Origin of the sequence: Pullulanibacillus sp. KACC 23026, assembly GCF_029094525.1 — a bacterium.
Taxonomy (GTDB): domain Bacteria; phylum Bacillota; class Bacilli; order Bacillales; family Sporolactobacillaceae; genus KACC-23026.
On the sequence record NZ_CP119107.1, the window covers coordinates 674,857 to 699,609 of the forward strand.

The 24,753-nt window shown below is 37.1% G+C and carries 19 protein-coding genes; 18 read left to right on the top strand and 1 reads right to left on the bottom strand.

Annotation, left to right across the window (positions count from 1 at the left end):
• Positions 1 to 382: 382 nt before the first annotated feature.
• On the top strand, positions 383 to 4,948 hold the full coding sequence (locus tag PU629_RS03000; RefSeq protein WP_275282790.1) for a DEAD/DEAH box helicase: 4,566 nt from the start codon (positions 383 to 385) through the stop codon (positions 4,946 to 4,948).
• Between the two features lie 1,069 nt (positions 4,949 to 6,017).
• Complete coding sequence (locus PU629_RS03005) at positions 6,018 to 7,007, top strand: C40 family peptidase (RefSeq protein ID WP_275282791.1); 990 nt, start codon at positions 6,018 to 6,020, stop codon at positions 7,005 to 7,007.
• 731 nt (positions 7,008 to 7,738) lie between these two features.
• Here the strand turns inward: PU629_RS03005 and PU629_RS03010 are convergent.
• A complete protein-coding gene (locus PU629_RS03010; RefSeq protein ID WP_275282792.1) occupies positions 7,739 to 8,623 on the bottom strand; it encodes a D-psicose 3-epimerase in 885 nt (294 codons plus the stop codon).
• A gap of 263 nt (positions 8,624 to 8,886) precedes the next feature.
• Here PU629_RS03010 and PU629_RS03015 point away from each other — a divergent pair, with 263 nt between their 5' ends.
• The 16 genes from PU629_RS03015 to PU629_RS03090 all read left to right on the top strand — a co-directional run bounded on the left by PU629_RS03015 (position 8,887) and on the right by PU629_RS03090 (position 24,619).
• Entirely contained in the window at positions 8,887 to 9,639 is a 753-nt protein-coding gene (locus tag PU629_RS03015; RefSeq protein WP_275282793.1) for a GntR family transcriptional regulator, read from the top strand.
• A gap of 237 nt (positions 9,640 to 9,876) precedes the next feature.
• On the top strand, positions 9,877 to 11,391 hold the full coding sequence (xylB, locus tag PU629_RS03020) for a xylulokinase (protein WP_275282794.1): 1,515 nt from the start codon (positions 9,877 to 9,879) through the stop codon (positions 11,389 to 11,391).
• Between the two features lie 210 nt (positions 11,392 to 11,601).
• Complete coding sequence (locus PU629_RS03025) at positions 11,602 to 11,979, top strand: hypothetical protein (protein WP_275282795.1); 378 nt, start codon at positions 11,602 to 11,604, stop codon at positions 11,977 to 11,979.
• Positions 11,948 to 12,724, top strand: coding sequence for a glucose 1-dehydrogenase (locus PU629_RS03030; RefSeq protein ID WP_275282796.1), 777 nt, complete (start codon positions 11,948 to 11,950; stop codon positions 12,722 to 12,724). The genes PU629_RS03025 and PU629_RS03030 overlap by 32 nt, the downstream gene beginning before the upstream one ends.
• A 38-nt stretch (positions 12,725 to 12,762) precedes the next feature.
• Positions 12,763 to 13,392 carry an HAD family hydrolase gene (locus PU629_RS03035; RefSeq protein WP_275282797.1) on the top strand — a complete coding sequence of 210 codons (630 nt, stop codon included), beginning with the start codon at positions 12,763 to 12,765 and terminating at the stop codon, positions 13,390 to 13,392.
• Positions 13,393 to 13,557: 165 nt separating this feature from the next.
• Positions 13,558 to 14,667, top strand: coding sequence for a substrate-binding domain-containing protein (locus PU629_RS03040; RefSeq protein WP_275282798.1), 1,110 nt, complete (start codon positions 13,558 to 13,560; stop codon positions 14,665 to 14,667).
• A 177-nt stretch (positions 14,668 to 14,844) separates the two neighbouring features.
• A complete protein-coding gene (locus PU629_RS03045) occupies positions 14,845 to 16,335 on the top strand; it encodes a sugar ABC transporter ATP-binding protein (RefSeq protein ID WP_275282799.1) in 1,491 nt (496 codons plus the stop codon).
• A 4-nt stretch (positions 16,336 to 16,339) separates the two neighbouring features.
• Complete coding sequence (locus tag PU629_RS03050; protein WP_275282800.1) at positions 16,340 to 17,350, top strand: ABC transporter permease; 1,011 nt, start codon at positions 16,340 to 16,342, stop codon at positions 17,348 to 17,350.
• An 84-nt stretch (positions 17,351 to 17,434) separates the two neighbouring features.
• The gene (locus tag PU629_RS03055) at positions 17,435 to 18,466 is read left to right on the top strand and encodes a zinc-dependent alcohol dehydrogenase (RefSeq protein ID WP_275282801.1); all 1,032 of its coding nucleotides are present in this window, start codon (positions 17,435 to 17,437) and stop codon (positions 18,464 to 18,466) included.
• Positions 18,467 to 18,501: 35 nt separating this feature from the next.
• Positions 18,502 to 19,521: a zinc-dependent alcohol dehydrogenase gene (locus PU629_RS03060; RefSeq protein ID WP_275282802.1), complete on the top strand. Its 1,020-nt coding sequence runs from the start codon at positions 18,502 to 18,504 to the stop codon at positions 19,519 to 19,521.
• A 24-nt stretch (positions 19,522 to 19,545) separates the two neighbouring features.
• Positions 19,546 to 20,283: a glucosamine-6-phosphate deaminase gene (gene nagB / locus PU629_RS03065; protein ID WP_275282803.1), complete on the top strand. Its 738-nt coding sequence runs from the start codon at positions 19,546 to 19,548 to the stop codon at positions 20,281 to 20,283.
• A gap of 107 nt (positions 20,284 to 20,390) precedes the next feature.
• A complete protein-coding gene (locus PU629_RS03070; protein ID WP_275282804.1) occupies positions 20,391 to 21,338 on the top strand; it encodes a phosphoglycerate dehydrogenase in 948 nt (315 codons plus the stop codon).
• Between the two features lie 15 nt (positions 21,339 to 21,353).
• On the top strand, positions 21,354 to 22,364 hold the full coding sequence (locus PU629_RS03075; RefSeq protein ID WP_275282805.1) for a phosphotriesterase family protein: 1,011 nt from the start codon (positions 21,354 to 21,356) through the stop codon (positions 22,362 to 22,364).
• Complete coding sequence (locus PU629_RS03080) at positions 22,361 to 23,302, top strand: shikimate dehydrogenase family protein (RefSeq protein ID WP_275282806.1); 942 nt, start codon at positions 22,361 to 22,363, stop codon at positions 23,300 to 23,302. The genes PU629_RS03075 and PU629_RS03080 overlap by 4 nt, the downstream gene beginning before the upstream one ends.
• An 86-nt stretch (positions 23,303 to 23,388) precedes the next feature.
• A complete protein-coding gene (locus PU629_RS03085; RefSeq protein ID WP_275282807.1) occupies positions 23,389 to 23,952 on the top strand; it encodes a glucose-6-phosphate isomerase in 564 nt (187 codons plus the stop codon).
• A 10-nt stretch (positions 23,953 to 23,962) separates the two neighbouring features.
• The gene (locus PU629_RS03090; protein WP_275282808.1) at positions 23,963 to 24,619 is read left to right on the top strand and encodes a bifunctional 2-keto-4-hydroxyglutarate aldolase/2-keto-3-deoxy-6-phosphogluconate aldolase; all 657 of its coding nucleotides are present in this window, start codon (positions 23,963 to 23,965) and stop codon (positions 24,617 to 24,619) included.
• The last annotated feature ends 134 nt before the right edge of the window (positions 24,620 to 24,753 follow it).

A 24,753-nucleotide genomic window follows, 5' to 3' on the forward strand; every position in this document is an offset into this window, starting at 1 on the left:
GAGTACTCTTATATTACGTACTAGACGGAAACTGCGCAACAAATAAAGTGAGTTTGTGATAGCCAAATGAACTTGGAATTGGGTATTTATGTTAAAATATAATTAGCTTTGTAAAATAGTACTGGGAATAAGTCGCAACTGGGATAGAACAGCTTACCTTTCGTAGAAGGTACATGAAATATGAGGAATGCAAGGTGGACGAGACATAATGACTGCTATTTATATATTGGCTCTGAAATGAGATAGGGCAAAAGATTCATGATTTATTAAAGCATAAAAATTATAAACTCGACGCGGGACTAGTTTTTCCATGGGAAGAAGATAGAAGTATGACAAGACAGTAGTATGTCGGCTTGGAAAGAAGAAGATTTGGAGGATACATATGGGAAAGGATAATTTGGCTGAAAAAGTATTAGACTATTGGTATGCATTAGAATTTCTTTCACAGGATGCATATCCTGAAAGCCGGGATGTACAAAAAAGAATCGAGAGCCACAAAGAAAAGGTGCGCCTTGGAACAAGTATAAATAAAACAATATCCAATTTTATACCATTAAGTGGTAAGGAAGACTTATATGAAGTACTTTCGAAAGAGGCCAATGCATGTGGAATGAAAAAATGGGGAAATCTGACCATTTATATAGGCAAGGTAAAAAGGGAGAAGTGTATTGAGTGCATTTCAAAGATGTTACCATTTGATCCAGGGGATGAAAATAGACCAGAAAAAAGCACGGACAAGATTGCATGGGTTAGTTTACAACTTTCTCCGAATGGAAACTATATAGAGCATTCCTTATCCTTATCAACAATAATCTGGGCTCTTAATCAGATTAGAAATGCAAAGGGGAATATCTCCGATTCTCTGGATGACAAACTATATAACGATGCAATGGAAAAACTCGAGAAAAAGTTCTTTGATAAAGAATCTACAACAAACGCAAACAATAACGAGAGAAAAAAGCAGGAAACAAATACTTCTGAACAGAAAGCTGATGAGGAAGAAAAACTACAGGCATTTTCCGCAAGTGCCATTTCTCTTAAGAAGCTTCGTGATTTATATGAAGAAGTAGAGGAAAAATATATTAAAGGGAATATTCGGAATAAAGAAAATGATAAGAATGCCTATGAAGAGATTTATGGTATTAGTTATCAACTCTTTGCAGACGAGACTACCAAAAAGAAAAAAGAGGATGATAACTATCTTGGATTAAATCATGATTATTATTCAGATGATATAAAGCTTGTTATCGAGAGGGAGCGAAGTGGGGCATTAGTTAAAGATAGATACATGGGAAATGACATCCTAAAATACGTTACTGTATTAGAAGACGAAGATATGGCCAAGAATAATCGAATTAATTTGGTAGATCCAAAGAAGCAAGGAGAACAGGAGTATTTAAGTCAGATTAACGAAATCTTATCAGTTGAAAATGCACCTTTAGGAAAGTGGCCTTCAAGATTTATGCCTGCGTTTATGCAGCAAATGGCAGTGAATTTGGCTATCGGTAAAGGTACTTCTGATCTATATAAGGTGAATGGCAAGGTATTTTCTGTAAATGGCCCTCCAGGTACTGGAAAGACAACACTTCTTAAGGAAATCGTTGTAAGTAATATTATAGAGAGAGCTATTTTATTATCAAAATATGATGACCCTAACGATGCTTTTGTGCAGCATGATTTTATTCATGGAGAAAGAGAAGAAAACGCTTATTCTACATACACACGGCATTGGTATAGTTTGAAAAATGACGCGATTAATAACTATAGTATGTTGGTAACATCTTGTAATAATGCGGCTGTTGAAAATATCTCTAAAGAACTCCCTAAGAGTATGGTTGGTGATTTGGAACCGTTAGATGATGATTCAGAAGAATTAAGGAATATGCTCGTAGAGGTTGGAAAACTTTTTGATCCTGATAAATCGGGAGCTATTGAAACTACTCATCAAAAAGAGACCTATAAGGATGTCTATTTTACAAAGTATGCACAGAATCTCCTAGGTAATGATAAGGCATGGGGATTAATTGCGGCACCATTAGGAAAGAAATCTAATCTAAGTAATTTTTACAATCATGTGCTTAATCCATTGGGACGTGACTTTTATCAAAATAGAGAGATGGCGCCAAATAGAGTTAATTCATATAAGACTTCAAAAAAGAAATTTGAAGAACAGCTTAAAGTTGTAAGAGATATGCAGAATACTCTTAGAAAGGCCGGTAATTTATTTGCGCAGAAAGCAGCCGCAGAGCGAGTGGAGTATGAAACTGTTAAAAGCTGTAATGCTTTAATTGCAGCAAGCAGGGCAAAAATTAAAAGTGCAAAACAAGGGAAAACAGAATTAATTGCCAGAGAAGAAAAACATCGTACAAAAGCAGTTTCTTGTAAAACTGCGTTTCGTCAAGTAGATGAGGAACTCATCAACAAAAAAAGAGAATTGAAAACTGCTAACTTAAAGAGAACGGAATTTTTGGAAAAAGAAGTATTTACAAGAAAATCAGTGGGTGTATGGATAAGAATTTTTAGTAAGGCTAAATATGAAGCTGCAATGAAATTGGCCGATGAATATAAGAAAGACGCTGAGAATCAGAGGGTTCAAGTGAGTTCATTGGATTCAGAAATAAAACAACTTACGGAAACTTGCAAGTATGCAGAAGCTCTTTATAATCAGACACAACAAGAATATGATGAACTAAAAGAGCAGATTAATAGTAATATAAAAACTATTTCTGCAGAAGAAAAGAAGATTGTAGATTGTGAGTCAGAGATAGCCAAAGCCCATGCTGAATTCGAAAGTGTTAAGAAAGAGTATGAGTCTGAAATTGCTAAATTTGCAGGGGCAGATGCTGTAGATACAGGTCTGATAATAGATGAAGAATTTGTAAGACATTTGTTATCGAATGATGTAGATGAATCAACAATTGCACAGGTTTCAAACCCATGGTTCACGGAAAGATATAATCGCGAAAGAGAAAAATTATTTGGTTATGCCATGCGGATGAATAAGGAGTTTGTTGTATCTACTCATCACTGCAGGGATAATTTTGTTACTTTGTCTCATTACTGGGGATTAAAAGCAGGAGACGAAAACGAAAGAATTATTTTCCATAAAGAAGATAAGGCGGGATTGATTCCAGCTTTATTCCAAACCCTATTTTTATTAGTACCTGTGCTTTCATCCACATTCGCATCTGTTGGTACTTTTTTAAGGGATGTAAAGCACCCTGGGGTTATAGGAATGCTGGTTGTTGATGAGGCGGGTCAAGCTCAGCCACAAATGGCATTGGGTGCTTTATATAGAAGCCGTAGTGCTGTGATTGTTGGAGACCCTAAACAGGTTGAGCCAGTTGTCACAGATGATTTGATTCTTCTGAAGAAAGCTTATAGTGATGAGGCATTAAAGCCATACAAGAAAAAGTCTCTTTCTGTACAAGGATTTGCAGATCGTTTAAATACTTTTGGAACCTACTTAGACAACGGGACTGATTATCCAGAATGGATCGGATGTCCTTTGCTAGTACATAGACGTTGCATTTCACCGATGTATGATGTTTCAAATGAGATATCTTACAACGGTATTATGAAACAGCAGACACGATTTCCTGGATTGGAAAAGGAAAAAAAATTCATCTATGACAAATCGCAGTGGATTAATGTTAAGGGTTCGGAGAAAGGTAAAAAGAATCATTTTGTTGAAACTCAGGGACAAAAGGTCTGTGAGCTTTTAGAGATAGCATTTTCTAAGAATCCTGAACCAAGTATTTATATTATTAGTCCATTCACAACTGTTGTTTCTGGGATAAAGGACTATATTGAAAAATATTGCCGTACGAATAGGAATAAAACAAAGATTAACAGTGACTATATTCTTGATTATAATCAAAAGAAGATTGGAACAGTTCATACTTTCCAAGGTAAAGAGGCGGAAGAGGTTATTTTCCTTCTTGGTTGCGATACAAGCGAAGACGCTAAAGGTGCAATACAGTGGGTAAATAAAAACATCGTAAATGTTGCAGCCACACGTGCTAAATTTCGTCTATATGTGATTGGTGATGAAGATGCTTGGAAATCTTCTACATGCATCAGCATGGCAAAGGAAATAATTGATACGATGTCAAAGGAAATAATTGATACTTTGGCAATAAAGGAAATCAAGTCAATTCTTGAAGATAATTTGCCTGAGCAAAAAATGAAGGATGCTTTAGTTAAGGCTTCGAGAGGATTACCGTCAGTAACTGCGTTTTCAGTAATTGAAATAGAGGATGAAAATGGTGTTGTTGACTATAGTGTTGATACTTCGGGACTGATTAAAGGGTTAAAAGAGGAGTTTCTTAAAACAGATTTATCTAAAGGGCAACTTGAAAGATTTGGGTTTAACGATATGAAAGATTTGGATGGTTTCCCAATAAAGGTTAAAGAAAACCTGCTTCTTGCTATGAAGCTTTTCTTCATGCTAGAGCCGGTATACCAATTGAATAAACAGCTGGATGCGTCATGCTGTGCAATTCTTTTCTGCAAGGTAATGGAATTGCAAATGAAGGATTGCTTTACAAAGAGTTTAAAAGAAATCTTCCCTGATTATAAGGTTAAAGTAGCGGGAAAAGGAAGAGATAGAATTGCAATAAAAGATTCCGAAGATAAGGAACTGACATTGGGGACTTTTTATACAACTCTGAAAAATAATAGGGCAGAGCTTGGCCAAAGAATGAAGGTGATTGGCAAAAGCAAATATGATGAGGCTTGGTGGATCTCATTTGAAGACAAATTAGGCGATTTTATTAATAAGAGAAATAAGTGTTTCCATTCTGGTTTATTTAGTTGGAGGGAGCAGTCATTTTTATTATTTAATATGTTCAAGAATGGTGATGCGAATAACCAAAAACAAAATAAGTCAATTGGTGGAATCTTGTTTGAAAGTAAGGTAGGAAAGAATCTCGAACCCATTACTTGAAATAGAAATGGGTTTTGTTGAGTTGTATGCTTTTTATAAATGGCAAAGCTAGGGTCTGTTCGGGTGACCATTTTTCGTAAATTTAGTGTTACTTGAGTCCTCTGAGTCTAGGTAGGAGGACTTATTTTGCAGTGTAGACAAATACTTGAATCGATGCTAAGATCCTCTACGCTGAGCCAAAAATAGTATTGTTGTAAGAAATTCATATTATTATCACGCGGGAGCGGAGGTTCTATCAATCTGTTATTCGCGCCAGAAAACAAACCAAGTTGCTTATTGCAAATAATACAGAATTTATGACTAAGTTCATAAATGGATTGAATAATTACAAGAAAAAGGAATATAAATAGATCTAGTTGTTACACAGTACAACGCTAATGTTCAGTAGAGGTGTACATTAAACACAGGGGATCTTTTTCAGGGAATCATAGCCATAGCCAAATTCCTCAATAAAGACCAGAGGGATTTGGCTTTTATCTTTAAAAAGATTGTTGCGTTATACTCTGTGCGTCCTGCGATTACCAATTGATAGCCCTTGGCGGTTAGCATCAAATCTAACAGCAAGCTCTAATTCAAGGCATGACTGAAGCGATATGGGATGTCATATAGGCATTCCATTTGATCTAGCTTTGCGATAAGAATCGTAATCTCTCATGGGATTGGTTATGCCCCTACTTAGAGGGCGTCGCGCGCCGATTGACTTTAATACGCAGATAAGCGTCAGTAATCTTATAAAAATTAAAGTGTAAGCCGTTCAGGTACAGAATAATTGAAGCTCGATCCCCCCTCTTCAAAGACACCAATCTTTCCTTAAATCGACACGAATTGTTAAGATACTCTTGAATCCAACAAAGCGATCACCTCGAACCGTGTCGTCTAATAGAGAACGCTGTCTCTTCGTAATTTTACATTTTGGTAACAAAGATTAGAGGATTCCTAGTGTAGCAAGGGATTCTTATATTACAATTGTAATGTGTTTTTTTTCCATCTCATGAAACGCTTTCTCTGTTTTATAATAGGATCTAGTCAGGTAACTGAGAGATTTATCAAAACAAGGAGATCCGAACAGATGAAAAAATCTATCAAACTATTTACGACAGCAGCGTTTCTATCGACGACTCTATTAGGCGTAACACAGGCCCATGCACAGGAAATTACCGTAAAGTCCGGAGATACATTGTCCCTTTATGCGAAACAATATGGCGTGAGTGTAAAAGATATCGAATCTCAAAATAAGCTGACCAGTGATCTTATTTATGCTGGACAAACTCTTAACATTAATTCAACTTCATCCAATACATACACTGTAAAGTCGGGGGATTGCTTATCCGTTATTGCCAAAGCGAATGGCTTAACCGTTAGTAAGCTCAAAAGCTTGAACGGCCTTTCCAGTGATGTGATCTATCCAGGACAAACGCTTAAGCTTAGCTCAACCGGAACCACAACATCGACGACCACGACCACAGCGTCTAAAGCAACGACCACTTCTTCTAATTCGACAGCCACCACTTATAAAGTAAAATCCGGTGATTGCTTATCCGTCATTGCGAAAAAGTATGGCGTAACCGTTTCTCAGCTTAAATCATGGAATGGCCTCTCAAGCGATTTAATTAAAGTGGGTCAAGTCCTCAAGCTTACTTCATCTGGACAAACTCAAACTCAACCTGAAGTTAAAGCACAAACTGAATCGGTCACTCCTTTAGCCGATCAAATCATCAAAGATGCAGAAAGTTACATTGGTGTGCCATACAAATATGGCGGTTCTACACCAAGCGGATTTGATTGCAGCGGTTTAGTCAATTATGTCTTTGCTAAAGAAGGCGTTGCCGTTTCACGGACTTCTGCTTCTCTATACGCAGGTGGAAGCCATGTGTCCTCATTACAAAAAGGCGACTTAGTGTTCTTTACGACCAATGGTGCGGGCACCGTTTCTCACGTCGGCATCTACATTGGCAATAATGAGTTCATCAGTGCCACCTCTAGCCACGGCGTTATGATTAACAGTCTTTCCAATTCCTATTGGGGACCTCGTTATTTAGGCGCAAAACGTTATCTATAAAAAGAATAGAAATCAGCGAGCCACTTTGATTGTTAGGATCAAGGTGGTTTTTCTTAGTGGATTGATGCCGCACGAAAACTATCATATTTTATTCACCTCAATAGATCTATACTTTTGTCCGATTTACCCCACTGAACTTAGTTATGTCAACTATCTAAAAGAAATGAAATTTGAAGAGCCGTTAAACTTGCACACTAGAAGAGAGTAAGTGAAACGGAAGAACCGTCCCCGCGTTTCATCGATGTTCTATTTACCAGTTCAACGGAGCCGAAGCGTTCAAGTTCTTTGCCAATACTTATTTAGTTATCAAGTGGCTTTTTTTAACATCCTCACCATATTATTTGGAAGGTCTAGCTGCAGGGGCTGCTATTGCACACAGTTAGTTACCAATTGCCCTTAGAAGGTTATTGTTTCCTCGTGCTTGATTGTACGAAATCATCATCTTTTAGGATTCCTTTCTTCCGCCTCTGTTTGTATGCGAAAAGTGTGATGGAGAAATGTATCCTGAGTATTATAAAGGTATACATGGTCAGAAGTATAAACTATCAGATTATCTCTAACCAAAAAGGAACCGGGCTTAGTTTGCCCGGTTCTTCTTAAGATATTAAAACTATCAAACCAACTACAAAACCTAGAGTTGAGCGTTGTATACTTACAATGGAACGCTAGGGGAACTAAGGTTGATTTTTTGAACTTTCAGTGGGGAACACTCCACTTGATTTTCAGACCAGTTATTTCCTACACGTAATATCAAGAAATTTCTCTTTCACAAAAATAAGAGATTCTTCAATGTCTGAATCTAGTTTTGCTTCATCGGCATTTTCTGACAGGTCTCTCCAAACCTTAATATCCGAACCAACAATGCCCCCTGGACGGACGAAGGGTTCCATTACAACACAGCCATCATACTCGATATCGCGCAGAGCCTGCCCGATTTCGTCCCAAGGCATGTGTCCCTTTCCGGGTACTTTTCTGTTAGCTTCTCCAATATGAAAATGACCTAAGTGTTTTCCTGTATAGCGAATGGCATCTCCTAAAAGGTCCTCCTCAATATTCATGTGAAAACTATCCAGCATGATCTTCACGTTGTCACGGCCGATTTCTTCTACATAATCAACAGCTTCTTTGGCATCATTAAGTAGAAATTGTTCAAAACGATTTAACACTTCAATGAACAATGTGACATCGTAATTTAAAGCAAAATTTGCTAATTCTTTCATACTTTTAATGCTTTGTCGTTTAGCAACCTCTTTATTAATAGGAGATGAATAGTCAACTGGCCAATAGGAATAGATGGTCCCACCAATGGCATGAATATTCGCCTTGTTTAAAGCCTGAATGATTTTTTTCATGAATTGAATGCCGTTTTGACGTACGTTTTCATCTTTTGAAGAAACATCATATTCTTTAGGGAGACCGATCCCAGCAGTTAATGTGATGTTGTATTTCTCTGCTTCCTTTCTAAGGGCATGGAGTTCTTCATCAGACATATTGACGATTCCTGAAGCACCAACCTCTAAGACATCGAATCCTAAATCAGCCACTTTTTTTACGTACTTCAAATAGCTAGTGTTCCAATCCTGTTCCCAATATGCAAAATACGTACCGAATTTCATAAAATTTCCCCCTCATTTCAATTTTAAAAAGCAAAACTGTTGACTACATAAATGCTAACCTCATTGTGGTTAGGTTAAAATAGCGCTTTCCAAGTTATGTAGTGTAAACATCTAGACCTTGAGAAAGTACTAAATGGGACCATTTTTCCATTGTGCAACTCTGGGTTCTATGTTACTATATAATAACAAAGTAATAAAGGTATATTAATCATAAAAACTTTCACATAGATATGTCAAGTGAAAGAAAAAAGGAGGGAAGTATTATGGAGGCTGGAAAATTGGATAAATCCGTTCCTATTCCATTGTATTTTCAATTAAAGGAACTGATTTTGTCTGAAATAAAAAATGGGAATTATCCTGTAGGTAGTATGATTCCAACTGAAAATGAACTTATTAATTTATATAAGATTAGTCGGACAACTGTAAGGCAGGCTATAACTGAACTTGTTCAAGAAGGTTGGTTGTACCGAATAAAGAGTAAGGGAACCTTTGTTTCAAAACCTAAAATTAATCAAAGTTTTATCCAAGCAATAGGTTCGTTTAATGATCAAATCGCTCAATTGGGTCGGACGCCAAGCACTGAATTACTTGATTTCAAGGTGATTGATCCTCCTGAATTAGTGGTTGAAGAGCTTAAGTTGAAACCCAAAGAAAAAGTCATTTTTATTCATAGGAGACGTTTTGCGGATGATGAGCCTATTGTTATGGCGAAAACTTACCTCCCGTATAAAAAATGCCAGTTTGTCTTAGATCATGATTTAGAAAAGGAATCATTATATCCTGTATTAGCATCAACTACTGAAACACACATTTACAAAATACGTCGATTTATTGAAGCGGTAGAAGCAGAAGACTATGACGTAGATAATCTTAATGTTGTTGAAGGATCAGCGATTCAAAGATTCATTTCAACTGGCTATAACCAGATGGATGAACCTGTTGAGTACTCAATCGCGAGATACCGTGGTGATAGAAATCGCTTTGAAATTATCATCAACTCAAACAGTACCAGATAGAGACAAAAAACACTGTATAGTGACTTTTGTTAATTGGGAGAGCGTTAACTCTTCCAATCTTTTAACTAAAATTATCTGAATGTTCAATTTAGGTTTTACTATTAACCTATTGATTATTATTAGCGTATCGCCATTTTTAATTGTCATAGAAGATATTTTTTATTCTAGTTGAGTGTAAACGTTTTAATAGAAAGTGATAAACGGTATGAAATTTCGTCAAAGATTTGGAGGTGTAAAATGAAGAAATACATTTTGGCCCATGACTTAGGGACTTCTGGGAATAAAGCGACATTGTTCTCTGAAGACGGAAAATTGGTTGGCAGTCAAGTGGCATCCTATAGCACAGACTACTTTAACGGAACGTGGGCAGAGCAAGATGCGGAAGATTGGTGGGAAGCTGTCTGCAAAACAAGTAGAAGGCTCATTAGCACATTAGGGATTAATCCCAAAGATATAGCAGTTGTGAGCTTTAGCGGTCAAATGATGGGGTGTCTTTGCGTTGACCGATCTGGAAACCCTTTAAGAAGGGCTATTATTTGGGCAGATCAAAGAGCCAAAGAACAAGTTTCACAAATAGAGGAGTATATTTCGCAAAAAAAATTTTACAAAATTGTAGGACATCGAAATACACCTTCTTATGGGATTCAAAAACTCATGTGGATTCGGGACAATGAACCAGAAATCTACAATCAAACTTATAAATCATTAAATGCCAAAGATTATATTGTATTTCGTTTAACTGGAAATTTCTATACGGATTATTCGGATGGGAATAGTAATGGATGCTTTGATCTTAAGAATCTAAAATGGTCAGAAGAAATAATAGAATACGCAGGGATTGATGGAGATAAGCTTCCTGAATTAAAACCATCTACTTTTGTGGCAGGAAATGTAACCTCAAAAGCTGCAGAATTAACGGGTTTAGCTGTCGGAACACCGGTCGTCATTGGAGGCGGAGATGGTGTCACGGCTAGTGTCGGTGCCGGTTCAATAAGTCCGGGGAAAACCTATTGTTGTTTGGGAACGTCCGCTTGGATTACCACGGCGTCTGAGGAGCCTATTTTTGATGAAGAAATGAGAACGGTTACTTGGGCGCATGTGGTCCCCGGTCTTTACGCACCGAACGGCACCATGCAAACGGCTGGGGGAGCTTTTAGCTGGTTGAAAAATGAAATCTGCCAATTGGAAACTCATCAAGCTGAATTAGATAGGGCATCACCTTATGATTATATGAATGCCCAAATAAAGCAAAGTTCAGTCGGCTCAAATGGAGTTATTTTTCTTCCTTATCTTCTAGGAGAACGAGCGCCAAGATGGGATTCCGATGCCAAGGGCGCCTTTATTGGGCTCAAATCGGAGAATAATCGTAAAGATTTGATGCGAAGTGTTTTGGAAGGGGTTACGATGAATCTCTCTATTATTCTCGATATTCTTCGCCAACAAATAGATATTGAGGAAATGCTCGTAATCGGTGGAGGGGCTAAGGGAGGTGTTTGGCGACAAATAATGGCGGATGTTTTTAATGCTAAGATTTTGGTTCCAAATGTGCTTGAAGAAGCTGGTTCGATGGGAGCCGCTGTAACAGGTGGCGTTGGTATAGGATTATTTAAAGATTTTGAAGTTATTAATAAGTTTATTAAAATTAATAGCATTCAAACTCCAAATTTAAATGCAGTGAATGCTTATCAACCTGTAAAGGTTCTTTTTAATAAGTGTTATTTTGCATTAGAGTCTGTGTTTAAAGAAATGTAGGGGTATCAAAATAAAAATCTAAAACACCAAGAGATTTAAAGAGAAATTAAACAAATGGATGAGGTGCTTTTAGGAATTGATATTGGAACGCCTGCATGTAAGGTAGCAATTAATAGACAAGGAACTGCTTTAACTCAGTCTAATCCGACTTGACAAATTTACTAATCCAGGTTGGGTGGAACAAGATCCAGAAGAGTGGTGGAAAAGTATTTGTTTGAGAATCCAAGACACCGTTTCTTAGGCAAAGATCGATCTGCTCAAAATTTTAGCAATTTGATTTGCTGGTCAAGTTTGATCCGCTATTCCGATCGATGTCAGAATTATGGGATCCATTTTACAATACAAAGACCTATGAGTATGATCAGGAGCATGCTCAAGATATGGGGGGTTAACTATGAACCAGGTGAACCTGTAACAATTATTGAACTTGATGCATATTTGGAGAAGCTTGATCGTTTGATTGACGAAAGCGAGATTGTGGGATTATCTGGAAACACGCCGAAGTTCGCTTATAAAATTAATAATTTAACAGTAAAAAACAAAGGAGACTGGCTGTATGGAAATGTTAAAAAAGTTATTTTCGCTTGAAGGTAAAGTAGTAGTGATCACAGGTGGTGCACAAGGAATCGGAAAGGCAGTGGCGGAGCACATTGCAGCTGTTGGTGGTGAAATCGTTATCATTGATCAACAAGTTGAAAAAGCCGAAGAAACTGCCTTTGAGATTGGACAAAAATATCAAAGAAAAACGTTTGCAGTCGGTGCAGATGTCACAAAACCAGAAGAAGTTGCTCTTGCGATTGAGAAAGCAGATCGTGAAATGGGAAAACTTGATCTCTTATTTAATAATGCGGGTATTGTGCTTCAGAAACCGGTGGTCGAATTGAATCCAGAAGAGTGGAGGAAAGTTATTGATGTTAACTTAAATGGAATCTTCTTTGTTGCGCAAGCCTTTGGTCGATATTTAATTGAGCGAAATAAAGATGGGGCGATCGTGAATACAGCATCGATGTCTGGAACTATTGTTAACTATCCTCAACAACAAGCGTCTTATAACGCGTCAAAGGCTGGTGTAGTTCAACTTACTAAGTCCCTTGCTGTGGAATGGGCTGATAAAGGGATTAGAGTTAACAGTATAAGTCCAGGTTATATTTTCACTGAGCTCACCTCTTTTGTTAGAGAAGATTGGAGAGCTTTGTGGAAAGAATTGACGCCATTCAAACGTATGGGGAAGCCTGAAGAGTTAGCTGGTGCTGTCATATACCTATTGTCCGAATCGGCATCTTTTGCAACAGGAACAGATCTAATTATTGATGGTGGATTTACAATTGTTTGATTAATTTAATTCAATCCCTTTAATAGAGGAGTTATCCAATGGTAGACAGTATTATTTTTGATTTAGATGGAACGCTTTGGGATACGACCAATGAGGCAGCGAAGATTTGGTCAGAAGTAGCCTATAAATACAATGTGAATCGGCCAGTTTCAGCCGATCAGCTCAAAAAATTATTTGGTCTTCCAACCGAAATAATTGCTAGAAAGTTATTCCCAAATATTCCAAAGGAAGTTGCTATGGAAATAATGAATGAGAGCTGTGAGAAACAATGCCCTTACATTGAAGAGCAGGGGGGCATCCTATTCCCTGAGTTAATTAGGACATTAAATGTATTGAAGAATAAATTCCGTCTATTCATAGTGAGTAATTGTCAGGAAGGTTATATCCAAACCTTCATTAGAGCACATCATCTAGAAGGTGTTTTTGAAGACTATGAATACCCTGGGCGAACTGGATTATCTAAGTCCGAGAATATCCGCTTGGTTATTGAACGTAATAATTTAGAAGAACCGGTTTATGTTGGGGATACGCTAGGGGATGAGAAAGCCTCTAGAGAGGTGGGGATTCCATTTATTTACGCTAGATATGGGTTTGGGGAGTCAGATCACCACGATTATAGCATTGAAACTCTAATTGAATTAACTAAAATATCCTTCGAATTTAATTGAAGTTCATCTGTTTTTGAGGTTAGATATGAAAAGATAAAAAAATCACAAAATTAAAATTAGGTTATTGAAACCGCTGTCAACATATAGTATATTATACTTAACACATTACATTGTAATGTCATTACAATATAATGTAGTGAAAAACGGGATTATAGGAGGGTATTTATGAAGAAAAAGGGATTCGCTTTAATCTTAGTGATGGTAATGGCTATGTCACTACTAGCTGCATGCGGCTCATCAAGTACCAAATCAAGTAATTCATCGGGGTCAAGTAGTTCAACGGGGTCAAGCAATTCATCAACATCCAGCAATAAACAATTAAAAATAGGATTTGCAATTAAAACTCAAAATTCCCCTTACTTTGTTTCATTAGTAAATGCGGTGAAAAAAGATGCAAAAGCTCAAGGTTGGAGTGTCACTGTTTTGGATGCAAATAGCAGTACTCAAACTGAAGCCTCAAACATGGAGTCTTTTGTTGCTCAAAAAATGGATTTAATTTTCATAGATGCTATCGATCCTTCAGCAGCGGTTCCAGAAATCAATCAGGCAGCCGCCGCCGGTATTCCAGTAATTGCTCTTGATAGTGGTGTTGATCCTTCAGCAAAAACAGTTACTACTGTTTACTCCGATAATAAAGAGAATGGGCGTTTGGTTGGTTTAGCCTATGCAAAAAAGATGGCCAATAAGGCGATCAAAGCTGTTATATTAAGTGGGGCAAAAGGAAACGTCGCGGGTAAAGAAAGAAGAGAAGGGCTTTTTGCAGGAATTATTGAAGGAAAGACTGGTGTCTCTGAAGCAAAAGCTTGGAAAGAAGCAGCTACTTTTGATAACACTTTACTTTCAAAAGGAAAAGCAACAGACGCAACCGCCCATTTTTCTGTTCTTGGTCAAGGTTGGGGAAACTGGACTGAAGCTGATGGTCTAACAGCCGCAGAGGACTTAATTACGGCTAACCCAGATTTAACAACAGTGTTAGGTGAAAATGATCAAATGTTATTTGGAGCAATGACGGCGCTTAAGAATGCAGGGATCAGTGGTGTTGATCTAGTTGCAGCTTCTGATGGTGCCAAACAAGCAGATGATTTAATTAAACAAGGTAAATATTTTGGTACTGGATTGAATAGTCCGACAATAGTTGCTAGTACCGGAATGGGAATAGCAAAACAAATCTTAGTTGACGGTAAAAGTAAGTCAAGCTATCCAAAAATAACTCTAACTCCACCAGTAGCAGTTACAAAAGCAAATGTAAATAAATACTATAATGACGGTTTCTAAGATCACCAAATTTATTAAGCTTATAATTAATTATTCTAATTACTTAATGAATATATGAATTGGTTATTATTGAATTAGTGAAAGTAGTTGGATGGAAAGTCCTCCTTTTAAAAGAAAGAGGACTTTTTTAAAAAAAGGTATTTCTCACAGTTTAATTGTAGAATGGGGGGACTCAAAATGGGGCACGAATATGTTGTTGAAATGAGAAATATATCAAAAAGGTTCGGCGGAATTCAGGCCTTGCAAGATGTCTCGCTTAAAGTTAAAAAGGGGGAGATACATGCTTTAATAGGTGAAAATGGGGCGGGTAAATCTACTCTTATGAAAATATTGGCAGGAGCTTATCAAAATGATAAAGGTAATATTCTAATTGATGGGAAAGATGTCAAATTAACATCGCCAAAAATTGCAATGGATTTAGGGGTATCGGTTATTTATCAAGAACTTATGCTGGCTCCTGATCTTTCAGTTGCTGAGAATATATTTATTGATAATTTGGTCAGCAAAGGGATGATATTAAATTGGAAGAATCTTAGGAAGAGAGCTAAAGAGCAACTATCAAAATTAGGGTTTGATGATATAGACCCAGATGCAAAAGTTGAAACTTTAACGGTTGCTCGTCAACAGATTGTTGAGATCTGTAAATGTTTAGCTAGAAATTCTAAAGTTATCGTTTTTGATGAACCTACTGCAGTTTTAACTTTTTCGGAAATAGAAAAGCTGTTCGGGATAATTAAGCAACTTAAATCTGAAGGTGTAAGTGTTATTTATATATCTCACCGTTTGGAAGAACTATTTGAACTTAGTGATAATATTACTGTGCTCAAAGATGGAAAATATGTTGACACTGTTCCAACAGCATCGACTAACAAAGTAGAACTGGTTTCAAAGATGGTTGGAAGACAACTGACACAACTTTTTCCAAAAAGAAATGCAAAGATAGGTGATGAAATCCTAAAAGTTGAAAATCTATATGTTGGCACAACTGTCAATAACGTTAGTTTTACTGTTAGAAGTGGAGAAGTAGTAGGATTTAGCGGATTAGTTGGTGCAGGGAGAACAGAAGCAATGAGAGCAATTTTTGGGGCTGATAAAAAGGATTCAGGAAAAATCATTTATTTAGGAAAAGAGACAAATTTTAAAAGTCCTAAAGAAGCGATAGAAAATGGGTTTGGTTTGTTACCGGAGGATCGAAAAGGGCAAGGGCTGTTGGTGGAACAAAGTATAAGAGTGAATACTACACTAGCATCAATGAGAAAGATTAAAAAGCTTGATATTATAAATCATAGAAAAGAACGGGGTTATGTTGAGAAATTATTAAGTAGCATTTCAACAAAATATGGATCCATGGAGGATAAAACAAATAGCCTGAGTGGAGGTAATCAGCAAAAAATTTCACTTGCTAAATGGCTTTCTGCAGATTGTAAATGTATTGTTTTTGATGAACCAACGAGGGGGGTAGACGTTGGTGCAAAAACTGAAATTTATAAAGTTATAAATAAACTTGCTGAAGAGGGTGTAGGGATTATTATGATTTCTTCAGAAATGACTGAAATTATTGGAATGTGTGATCGAGCAGTTGTGATGCGTCAAGGCTCTATTGCAGGGGAAGTGAAAAAATCGGAGTTAAGTGAGAATAATTTAATAAAACTCGCGATGGGGGTCTAAAGGAATGATGGTAAATGAACCATTAAGAGATACAAAAACTGAAACTAGTAAACATATACCTAAAGAAACCAAACGATTTAATCCTAAAAAATTATTAATAGACAACAATACTTATATCATATTATTTATTTTAATTGTTATTAGTAGTTTACTTTCTAATACCTTTTTAACGCCTATGAATATTAGGAACATTGCATTGCAACAATCAGGGCCAATTTTAGTAGCAATTGGGATGCTGTTTGTCATTCTAACTGGTGGAATCGATTTATCGGTAGGGTCAGTAATGGCAGTTGGAGCAACAATATCAGCAATTTTAATTACTAATGACCACATGAACTTTCTTCTAGCAATACTTATTGCTATGATTGTAGGATTAATTTTTGGAATATTTACAGGTGCTTTAGTTTCTTATGCTAATTTCCAGGGGTTTGTAGCTTCTTTAGCAACTATGACTATTGCAAGTGGTTTTGCCTTTGTCTTAACAAAAGGAACACCTATTATGATCCCCCCTGGCACGTTGGATAATATTGTTAACCCGAAATTCTTTTATCCAATTATTATAATTGCGGTAGTATTAGCGATTCTCTTTGCGCTTATTCAAAGATACACTGGTTGGGGCAGAATTGTTATTGCAGTTGGAAGTAACCCAATTGCTGTACAACTTGCTGGGATCCGAACCAAAAGATATATAATGTCAACTTATGCTGTTTCTGGCCTGTTAGCTGCACTAGGTGGTGTTTTTATTGCAGCAAGATCAGCAACTGGAGATGCAACTATTGGAACGGGGGACGAATTAGATGCCATCGCAGCTTGTGTAATTGGAGGTGCAAGTCTTGCAGGTGGGAAAGGTTTTGTGTTTAAAACAGTTGCCGGGGCCTTAATTTTGGGGCTTATCGGGAATATTATGAATTTAATGGCTGTTCCTTCTTATCCACAGGATATTATTAAAGGATTCATTATCATAGCGGCTGTGTTATTGCAAATTTTTACAAGTAAGTCTGAGAAAGGCGTTTAAACTCTTTAAAATCAATGACTGTCTCTTTATTTTTAATACATTTACAATTTGTAAATTTTGAATATGAAAGGTCGGGGAGATCTAGTGAAGACCTTAGTGGTAAACGTTCAAGGGCAATTAGAGGTTAAAGAAATTCCTGTTCCGAGATTTAATTCTAAGCAAGCCCTCGTTAAAACAATAAGTTGCGGAATTTGTGGGACTGATTCCACTCTTATAAATTCAAGGTTCAAGGGATTTCCAAAAGATGTTTATCCCGTTATGCTCGGTCACGAAGGTGTTGGTCAAGTTGTAGAAGTTGGTTCAGAAGTAACCAGTTTTAAAATTGGTGATATTGTCTTATTACCCTTTAACGACCCGGATGAAGAATTATACGGGTCATTAGGCTCAGCATGGGGTGCCTTTAGCCAATATGGAGTCATAAACGATAAGGCTTGCTATAAAGATGATGAGATTCCTGAAGTTGCCTATGCTCAGCAAATTGTACCCGATGATATTGACCCTGTAGACGCGGCCATGCTTGTGACGCTTAGAGAAGTGCTTAGTAACATTAATTATTTTGGGATTGGAGCAAACGATAGTATTGTTGTTTTTGGGAGTGGACCTGTGGCTTTGACATTTACGAAACTATTGCAACTTAAAGGGATAAAATCAATTATTGGTATTGCTAGAAGTGAGGAAAAGAAAAAACTCTTAAGTGATAATGGGGCAACAACAGTCTTTAACAGTAGAGAAGTTAATATAGAACAATCTGTTAAAAGGTTATTCCAAAATGGTGTGAATTACGTCCTAGATGCTGTAGGGTCTACAGAAATCATTAATCAGGCAATGTCGTTAATTTGTGACAGAGGAGAAGTCCTTTGCTACGGTGTTCCTGGTGGTAATCAAATGCAGCTTGATTGGAGTAAGGCACCTTATAATTGGAAAATAAACTTTCAACAAATGCCTTCTAAGCATGAAGAAAGTGAAGCTTATGATCAAATCTTAGAATGGATAAGAAAAGGTAAAATTGTTTTGAAGGATTTTATATCAGATTACTTTGAATTTGAAAATATTTTAGAGGCCTTTGAACAAGTTTCTAAACATCAAATTGTTAAAAAGGCGATTATAACTTATTAATAGTTGGAACTGATAATTAGGGAGGGAAACGAATAATGCTACAAGCCATTATGATGGAACCCGGAAAAATTAAATTTAATGATGTCCCTGTACCAGAGGTAAAAACAGATCAAATTAAAATTAAGATACAGCGAATTGGGGTTTGTGGTTCTGATATTCATGTTAATCATGGGAAACACCCTTATACGAGTTATCCAGTTGTGCAGGGACATGAAATATCTGCTGAAGTCGTTGAGATTGGTTCGGATGTGAACCATATAAAGGTTGGAGATAAGGTAACCATTCAACCCCAAGTCGTTTGCGGGAAATGTTATCCATGTACTCATGGAATGTATAATGATTGCGAAGAACTTAAAGTCATGGGTTTCCAAACAACTGGTATGGCAAGTGAGTATTTTGTGGTCGATGCTAATAAGGCCCTCGCACTGCCACAAGATATGAGTTGGGAGCAAGGAGCTTTTATTGAACCATTAGCTGTTGCTGTCCATGCGGTTAGACGTGCCGGCGATATGATCGGGAAAAAGGTGTTGGTTTTAGGTGGAGGACCGATCGGAAATCTAGTTTCTCAAACTGCAAAGGCAATGGGAGCCGAATCTGTTCTAATTTCGGAATTGAGTCCGTATAGATTAGAAGTCGCCCGGAAATGTGGGATTGGTACAATCAATGCCCAAAATGAAGATTTACTAGATTCTATTATTAAAAATTTTGGTGAGGATCGAGCAGACTGCATTTTCGAGTGTATAGGAATTAGTCCGACTATTAATCAAGCCATTAATTATGCGCGTAAAGGAAGTACGATTGTTGTAGTAGGAGTTTTTGCAGATTTAAGTACGGTGAATATGGGCTATATCCAGGACCATGAACTATCTCTGCTTGGAAGTGCCATGTACCGGGAAGAGGATTATGTAAAAGCGATCGAACTCGTAAATGATCGGCTAATTGAATTAGATACTCTTGTCACCCATCGCGTGAAATTTAGGGATTACGCCGAAGCTTATAAGATTATAGATCAACAAAAAGATAAAGCTATGAAGGTAATTATTGAAATGGAGTAATTTTTAGGGGAGGTGGCGTCAACTATGTATATAAATGTATTTAATTCAGAGGAAGAAGTTGACCGATCCTCCGCAGAGGAATTAGCATCGGAGATTCGTCAAAATGATCATCTGAAACTGGGGCTAGCAACAGGGCATACCCCAATAGGTTTGTACAAGAATTTAGTCAAACTATACAATAATAATTTTATCTCTTTCAAAAATGTTACCACTTATAATATAGACGAATATATAGGTTTAGGAAGACAGGATGAGATGAGTTTCTATTCATTCATGCAAGAACATCTGTTTTCAAAAGTCGATCTTTCGGAGGAACGCATTCATATCCCAAATGGTCTTGCGACTGATGTGGAACAAGAAGCTGAACGATATGAGGAATTGCTAAATAATGCCGGACAGTTAGACGTTCAAGTCTTGAGTGTAGGGTTGAATGGGCATATTGGTTTTAATGAACCGAGTCCAACACTTCAAGCCAAAACGCATGTCGTTGAATTAACAGAAGAAACAAGGCAAGTAAATTCTAAGGACTTCTCTTCAATCTCTGAGGTCCCCTATAAAGCTATTACAATGGGGATTGGAACGATGATGAAAGCTAAAAAGATTGTGTTTATTGCTAAAGGTGAGGCAAAAGCATCTATTTTAAAGCAGGCTTTTACTGGGCTTATTGATCCTATGGTTCCAGGGTCATTATTACAGCTTCACCCAAATTTACATGTTTATCTTGATCGTCAAGCAGCTTCGTTATTGGAAGAAATACTTTAATTGAAAACCTGTGGGATTAGGTTTTTTTTAAAACGTAATGTCATAACATAATTACAATAAAAACTTTATAAATTGAATGGGAAAAGTCAGGAGTTGAATGGTTACTTATGGTGGGGAAAATATTAATTACACCAAAGTCTTATAAGAATTATAAAGAGGATGCTCATAGACTTCTGAAACAACAAGGTTACGAGATTATTGAAAATAATTTAGGCAGAACGATGACTGAAACTGAGATTATAGAAGCTGCTAAGGAAGATGTTGTAGGTATTATTGTAGGCGTGGATCCTCTTCCAAGCCAGGTACTTTCTGAGTGTAAGGCATTGCGTGCGATCTCAAAATATGGGGTGGGTATGGATAACATCGACCTAAAAAAAGCAGAGGAGTTAGGAATCAAGGTTCAAAATGCAGTAGGTACAAATGCTGTTTCTGTCGCTGAACACGCCATTGGGTTAATGTTTGCTTGTTCAAGACACTTATTTGAATTGGTGAGAGATGTTAAAGATTTTAGCTGGAATCGGAAAATTGGTTTTGAGTTAACGGAGAAAAAGTTAGGTGTCATCGGAGGCGGGCAAATTGGCAGAGAAGTTGCCAAACGCTCTGTAGGGATTGGAATGAATGTGACAATCTATGACCCTTACTTTAAAGATGGCGGATTTCTTGAGGAGTACGGGATCGAAAAACAAGATGATCTCTCGTTAGTGTTAGAGACTTCTGATCTTGTGACACTTCATCTTCCTGCAAATGAAGAAACCAAAGGCCTTATAAATAAAGAAACACTAAAGTTGATGAAATCAACAGCTGTCTTAATAAATACATCCAGAGGTGAGTTAGTCGTTGAATCCGATCTATATGAAGCTCTTGTAAATGAGGAAATTGCATTTGCTGCCCAAGATGTCTATTCTTCGGAGCCACCAAAACAAGGCGATCCATTAATTGGGCTACCCAACTTTCTTCTAACGCCGCATTCCGGAGCTTATACCCATGAGGCGGTCAAAAGAATGGTCATGATTTCCACTCAAAACCTTGTTAATCTATTAAATATGAAGATATGAAGGAGGGGTTAAGAAATGAACTCCCATGATAATGGGGAAGAAGAGGGAAAAATTATCACGGTAACCGGACCAATTAATCAATCAGAAATTGGATTTTGCCATAGCCATGAACATCTATTCTTAAAAGATGGGCAATCTGCATTAATTGATCCTGCTCTTAGAATTGATGATTTTGATAAAACGGTAGAGGAATTGACGCTATTTAAATCTGTAGGTGGGACGACAATCGTAGAGGCTCAACCGGTTGGGAGTGGCCGGAATAGTAAGTGGCTCTATGACGCTTCTAAAAAAACAGGCGTTCATATTGTCGCTTCAACAGGCTTTCATAAACTTATTTTTTATTCTGAAGATCATTGGATTCATACAGTAAACTGTGATAAATTAGCAGACTTATTTATAGATGAAATTCAAAATGGAATGTACACAGACGGCGAGAATGGATGGCCGAGTGAACAAATAAACGTAAAACCAGGGATAATTAAAACAGCATCCGATTATGAGGGGGTAGGTGGGAAAGTATATAGGCTCTTTAAGGCAGCCGCTATCGCAGCGGTTCAAACCGGAACCCCTATTATGAGTCATACGGAAATGGGGCGTTCAGCATTGGATCAAATTAAACTTTATACAGATTTGGGACTTCCTACTGATCAGCTCATTCTTTGTCACCTTGAACGAAAAATGGATAATGTCGATTATCTATTTCATGTTGCGAGCACTGGTGTGTATATAGAATTAGATACAATTGGACGTTTTAAATATCATTCCGATGAGGAAGAAATTGAAGTTATTGTCAAATTAATTGAAAAAGGCTATGAAGATCAAATCTTACTTGGTTTAGATACCACCCGGAAACGACTAAAAAGTTACGGTGGAGAATTAGGTCTAGATTATCTCGCCTTAAGTTTCCTACCTAAACTTGAGAACTATGGGGTTTCTAAAGAATTGATCCATAAAATGATGACAATCAATCCATCTAAAGCTTTTAGTAAAAGAAGATTTAATAATGGGGGAAAAAATTATAAATGAACTTACCAGATAAAGCTATACAACCAACTATGTATTTTATTGGTGTAACAACCACTCAGTCTTCAATAATGAAACTTTTTCCACTTTGGGCAGAAGTATTAGGACTTAAAAACGCTGTTCTAAAGGGGATAGATTTAGATATTCACGCAAATCCTCAAGATTATCGAGATGTGGTGAAATTCATCAAAAATGATGAACTTTCTCTTGGGGCTCTTGTTACAACTCATAAGATTGATCTTTACAATGCAGCGAAGGATCTGTTTGATTATTTTGATCCCTATGCAATGATATTTGGAGAACTCTCCTCCATTTCTAAATTAAATGGCAAATTGGAGGGCTATGCCAAAGATCCAATATCAAGTGGTCTTGCGATGGAGTCGTTTATTCCTAAGGACTACTGGAAAGAACATCAAGGTGAACTTTTCATTATGGGCTCAGGTGGAAGTGCCATTGCAATCTGTTCATACTTGTTAGATCCAAACAATGGGGATAATATTCCGACTCGAGTAGTTGTTTCTGATCTTAATCAATCACGTCTTGATGAAATTGAAAAAATTATCAAAGAAATCAATCCGAATATTGAGGCTGAATACTATATAACACTAGGTCCTGAACAAAATGATGCTAATCTTTCTAAATTAAAACCGAATTCTCTAATAATCAACGCAACAGGTCTAGGTAAAGATCGACCAGGATCCCCATTGACAAAGAAGTGTGTTTTCCCAAATAACAGTTTAGTTTGGGAACTGAACTATCGTGGTGAACGCGATTTTATGCATCAAGCGATCGCCCAACAAGAAGAAAAAGGGCTTCAAGTAGAAGATGGCTGGAATTATTTCATTCATGGATGGACACAAGTTATTGCAGAGGTCTTTCATATAGAGATAACTGAGGATCAAATTAAAGAAATTTCAGAGCTATCAAGTAAGATTAGGTAATTCTTTTTTGTAACTTAAAATGCTTTTAGAACTTTGCTTGATTTTAAATAAAAAACTGAGGTGACTAAGATATGAGGAGAAAAAGTGTGAAGCCATTCAATCTTGACTTTGATCTTTTAACAGGCTTATCTAGATCAAAAGAATCAACAAAGCGTCCGCTCTCAAAGATGAAAGGGATTTATTCGGATGCGGAGGCATTTCAAAACGTTCTTCAAAGCGACGACCCTTTAGTGTATGAATTCTATGAGCTCGACTTACCGGAGACGTCAGGAAATCTCCTATTCGGTACGAGTATCGTTTATCCAGGAAAAATAGGAAATGAATACTATATGACAAAAGGCCATTTTCATACGATTTTGGAAACTGGCGAAGTTTATTATTGTTTAAGTGGAAAAGGAGGAATGTTGATGGAGAACCCAGAGGGTGATTGGGATTTTCAAGAGTTTTCACCTGGTAAAGCAGTTTATGTTCCACCGCGTTATGCTCATAGGAGTATTAATGTGGGCTCAGAACCATTGGTGACATTCTTTACATTCCGTGCCGACGCAGGTCATGATTACGGAACGATCGAGACAAAAGGTTACCGTAAGCTTGTTGTGGATCTAGAGGGGCAATATGAAATTATAGATAATCCTAGATGGAATCAGTGAGGAGAATTCGATGACTAAGAAATGGGAAATCATCAAAAAAATTATGGATTCAGGACTCGTCGTAGTCGTTAGAGCAAGCAATGCAGATGAAGCTAAAAAAATAACAGAAGCCTGTTTAAAAGGTGGAGCAGCAGCAATTGAAATCACTTATACTGTTCCTGGTGCATCCCAAGTTATTGAAGAACTTGTTAAAGAGTATCAAAATGAGATTATTATAGGAGCAGGTACTGTGTTAGATCCTGAAACGGCAAGAATATCTTTACTCTCAGGGGCCGAATATGTGGTCAGTCCCCATCTAAACGAAGAGACTGTTAGCCTTTGCAATAGATATCAAGTGCCTTGTATGCCAGGGATTATGACCATTAAAGATGCTGTAAGAGCCATGGAACTAGGAGCAGATATTTTAAAAGTATTTCCAGGAGAGGCTTTTGGACCAAAAATAATCAAAGCGATGAATGGACCACTCCCTCAAGCTAATCTAATGCCAACTGGTGGTGTAAACCTTGATAATGTTGAAGAATGGATTAGTGCAGGGGCTGTATCAGTTGGAGTTGGAGGAAGTTTAACATCAAGTGCAAAAATAGGAGATTATAAAACAATTACAAATCTTGCATCCCAATTTGTCCATAAGATTGAAGAAGCAAGAAGTTTATTAAAATATGCTTGATAGATTAATGATTTTATCTTTGAACAACTAATACCGTTTGGGTCTTCTATCCATTAGACCTTAAATTTGAAGAACTTACATAGTGTATTAAACACAAATTTAGGCGCAAAACGTTATCTATAAAAAGAATAGAA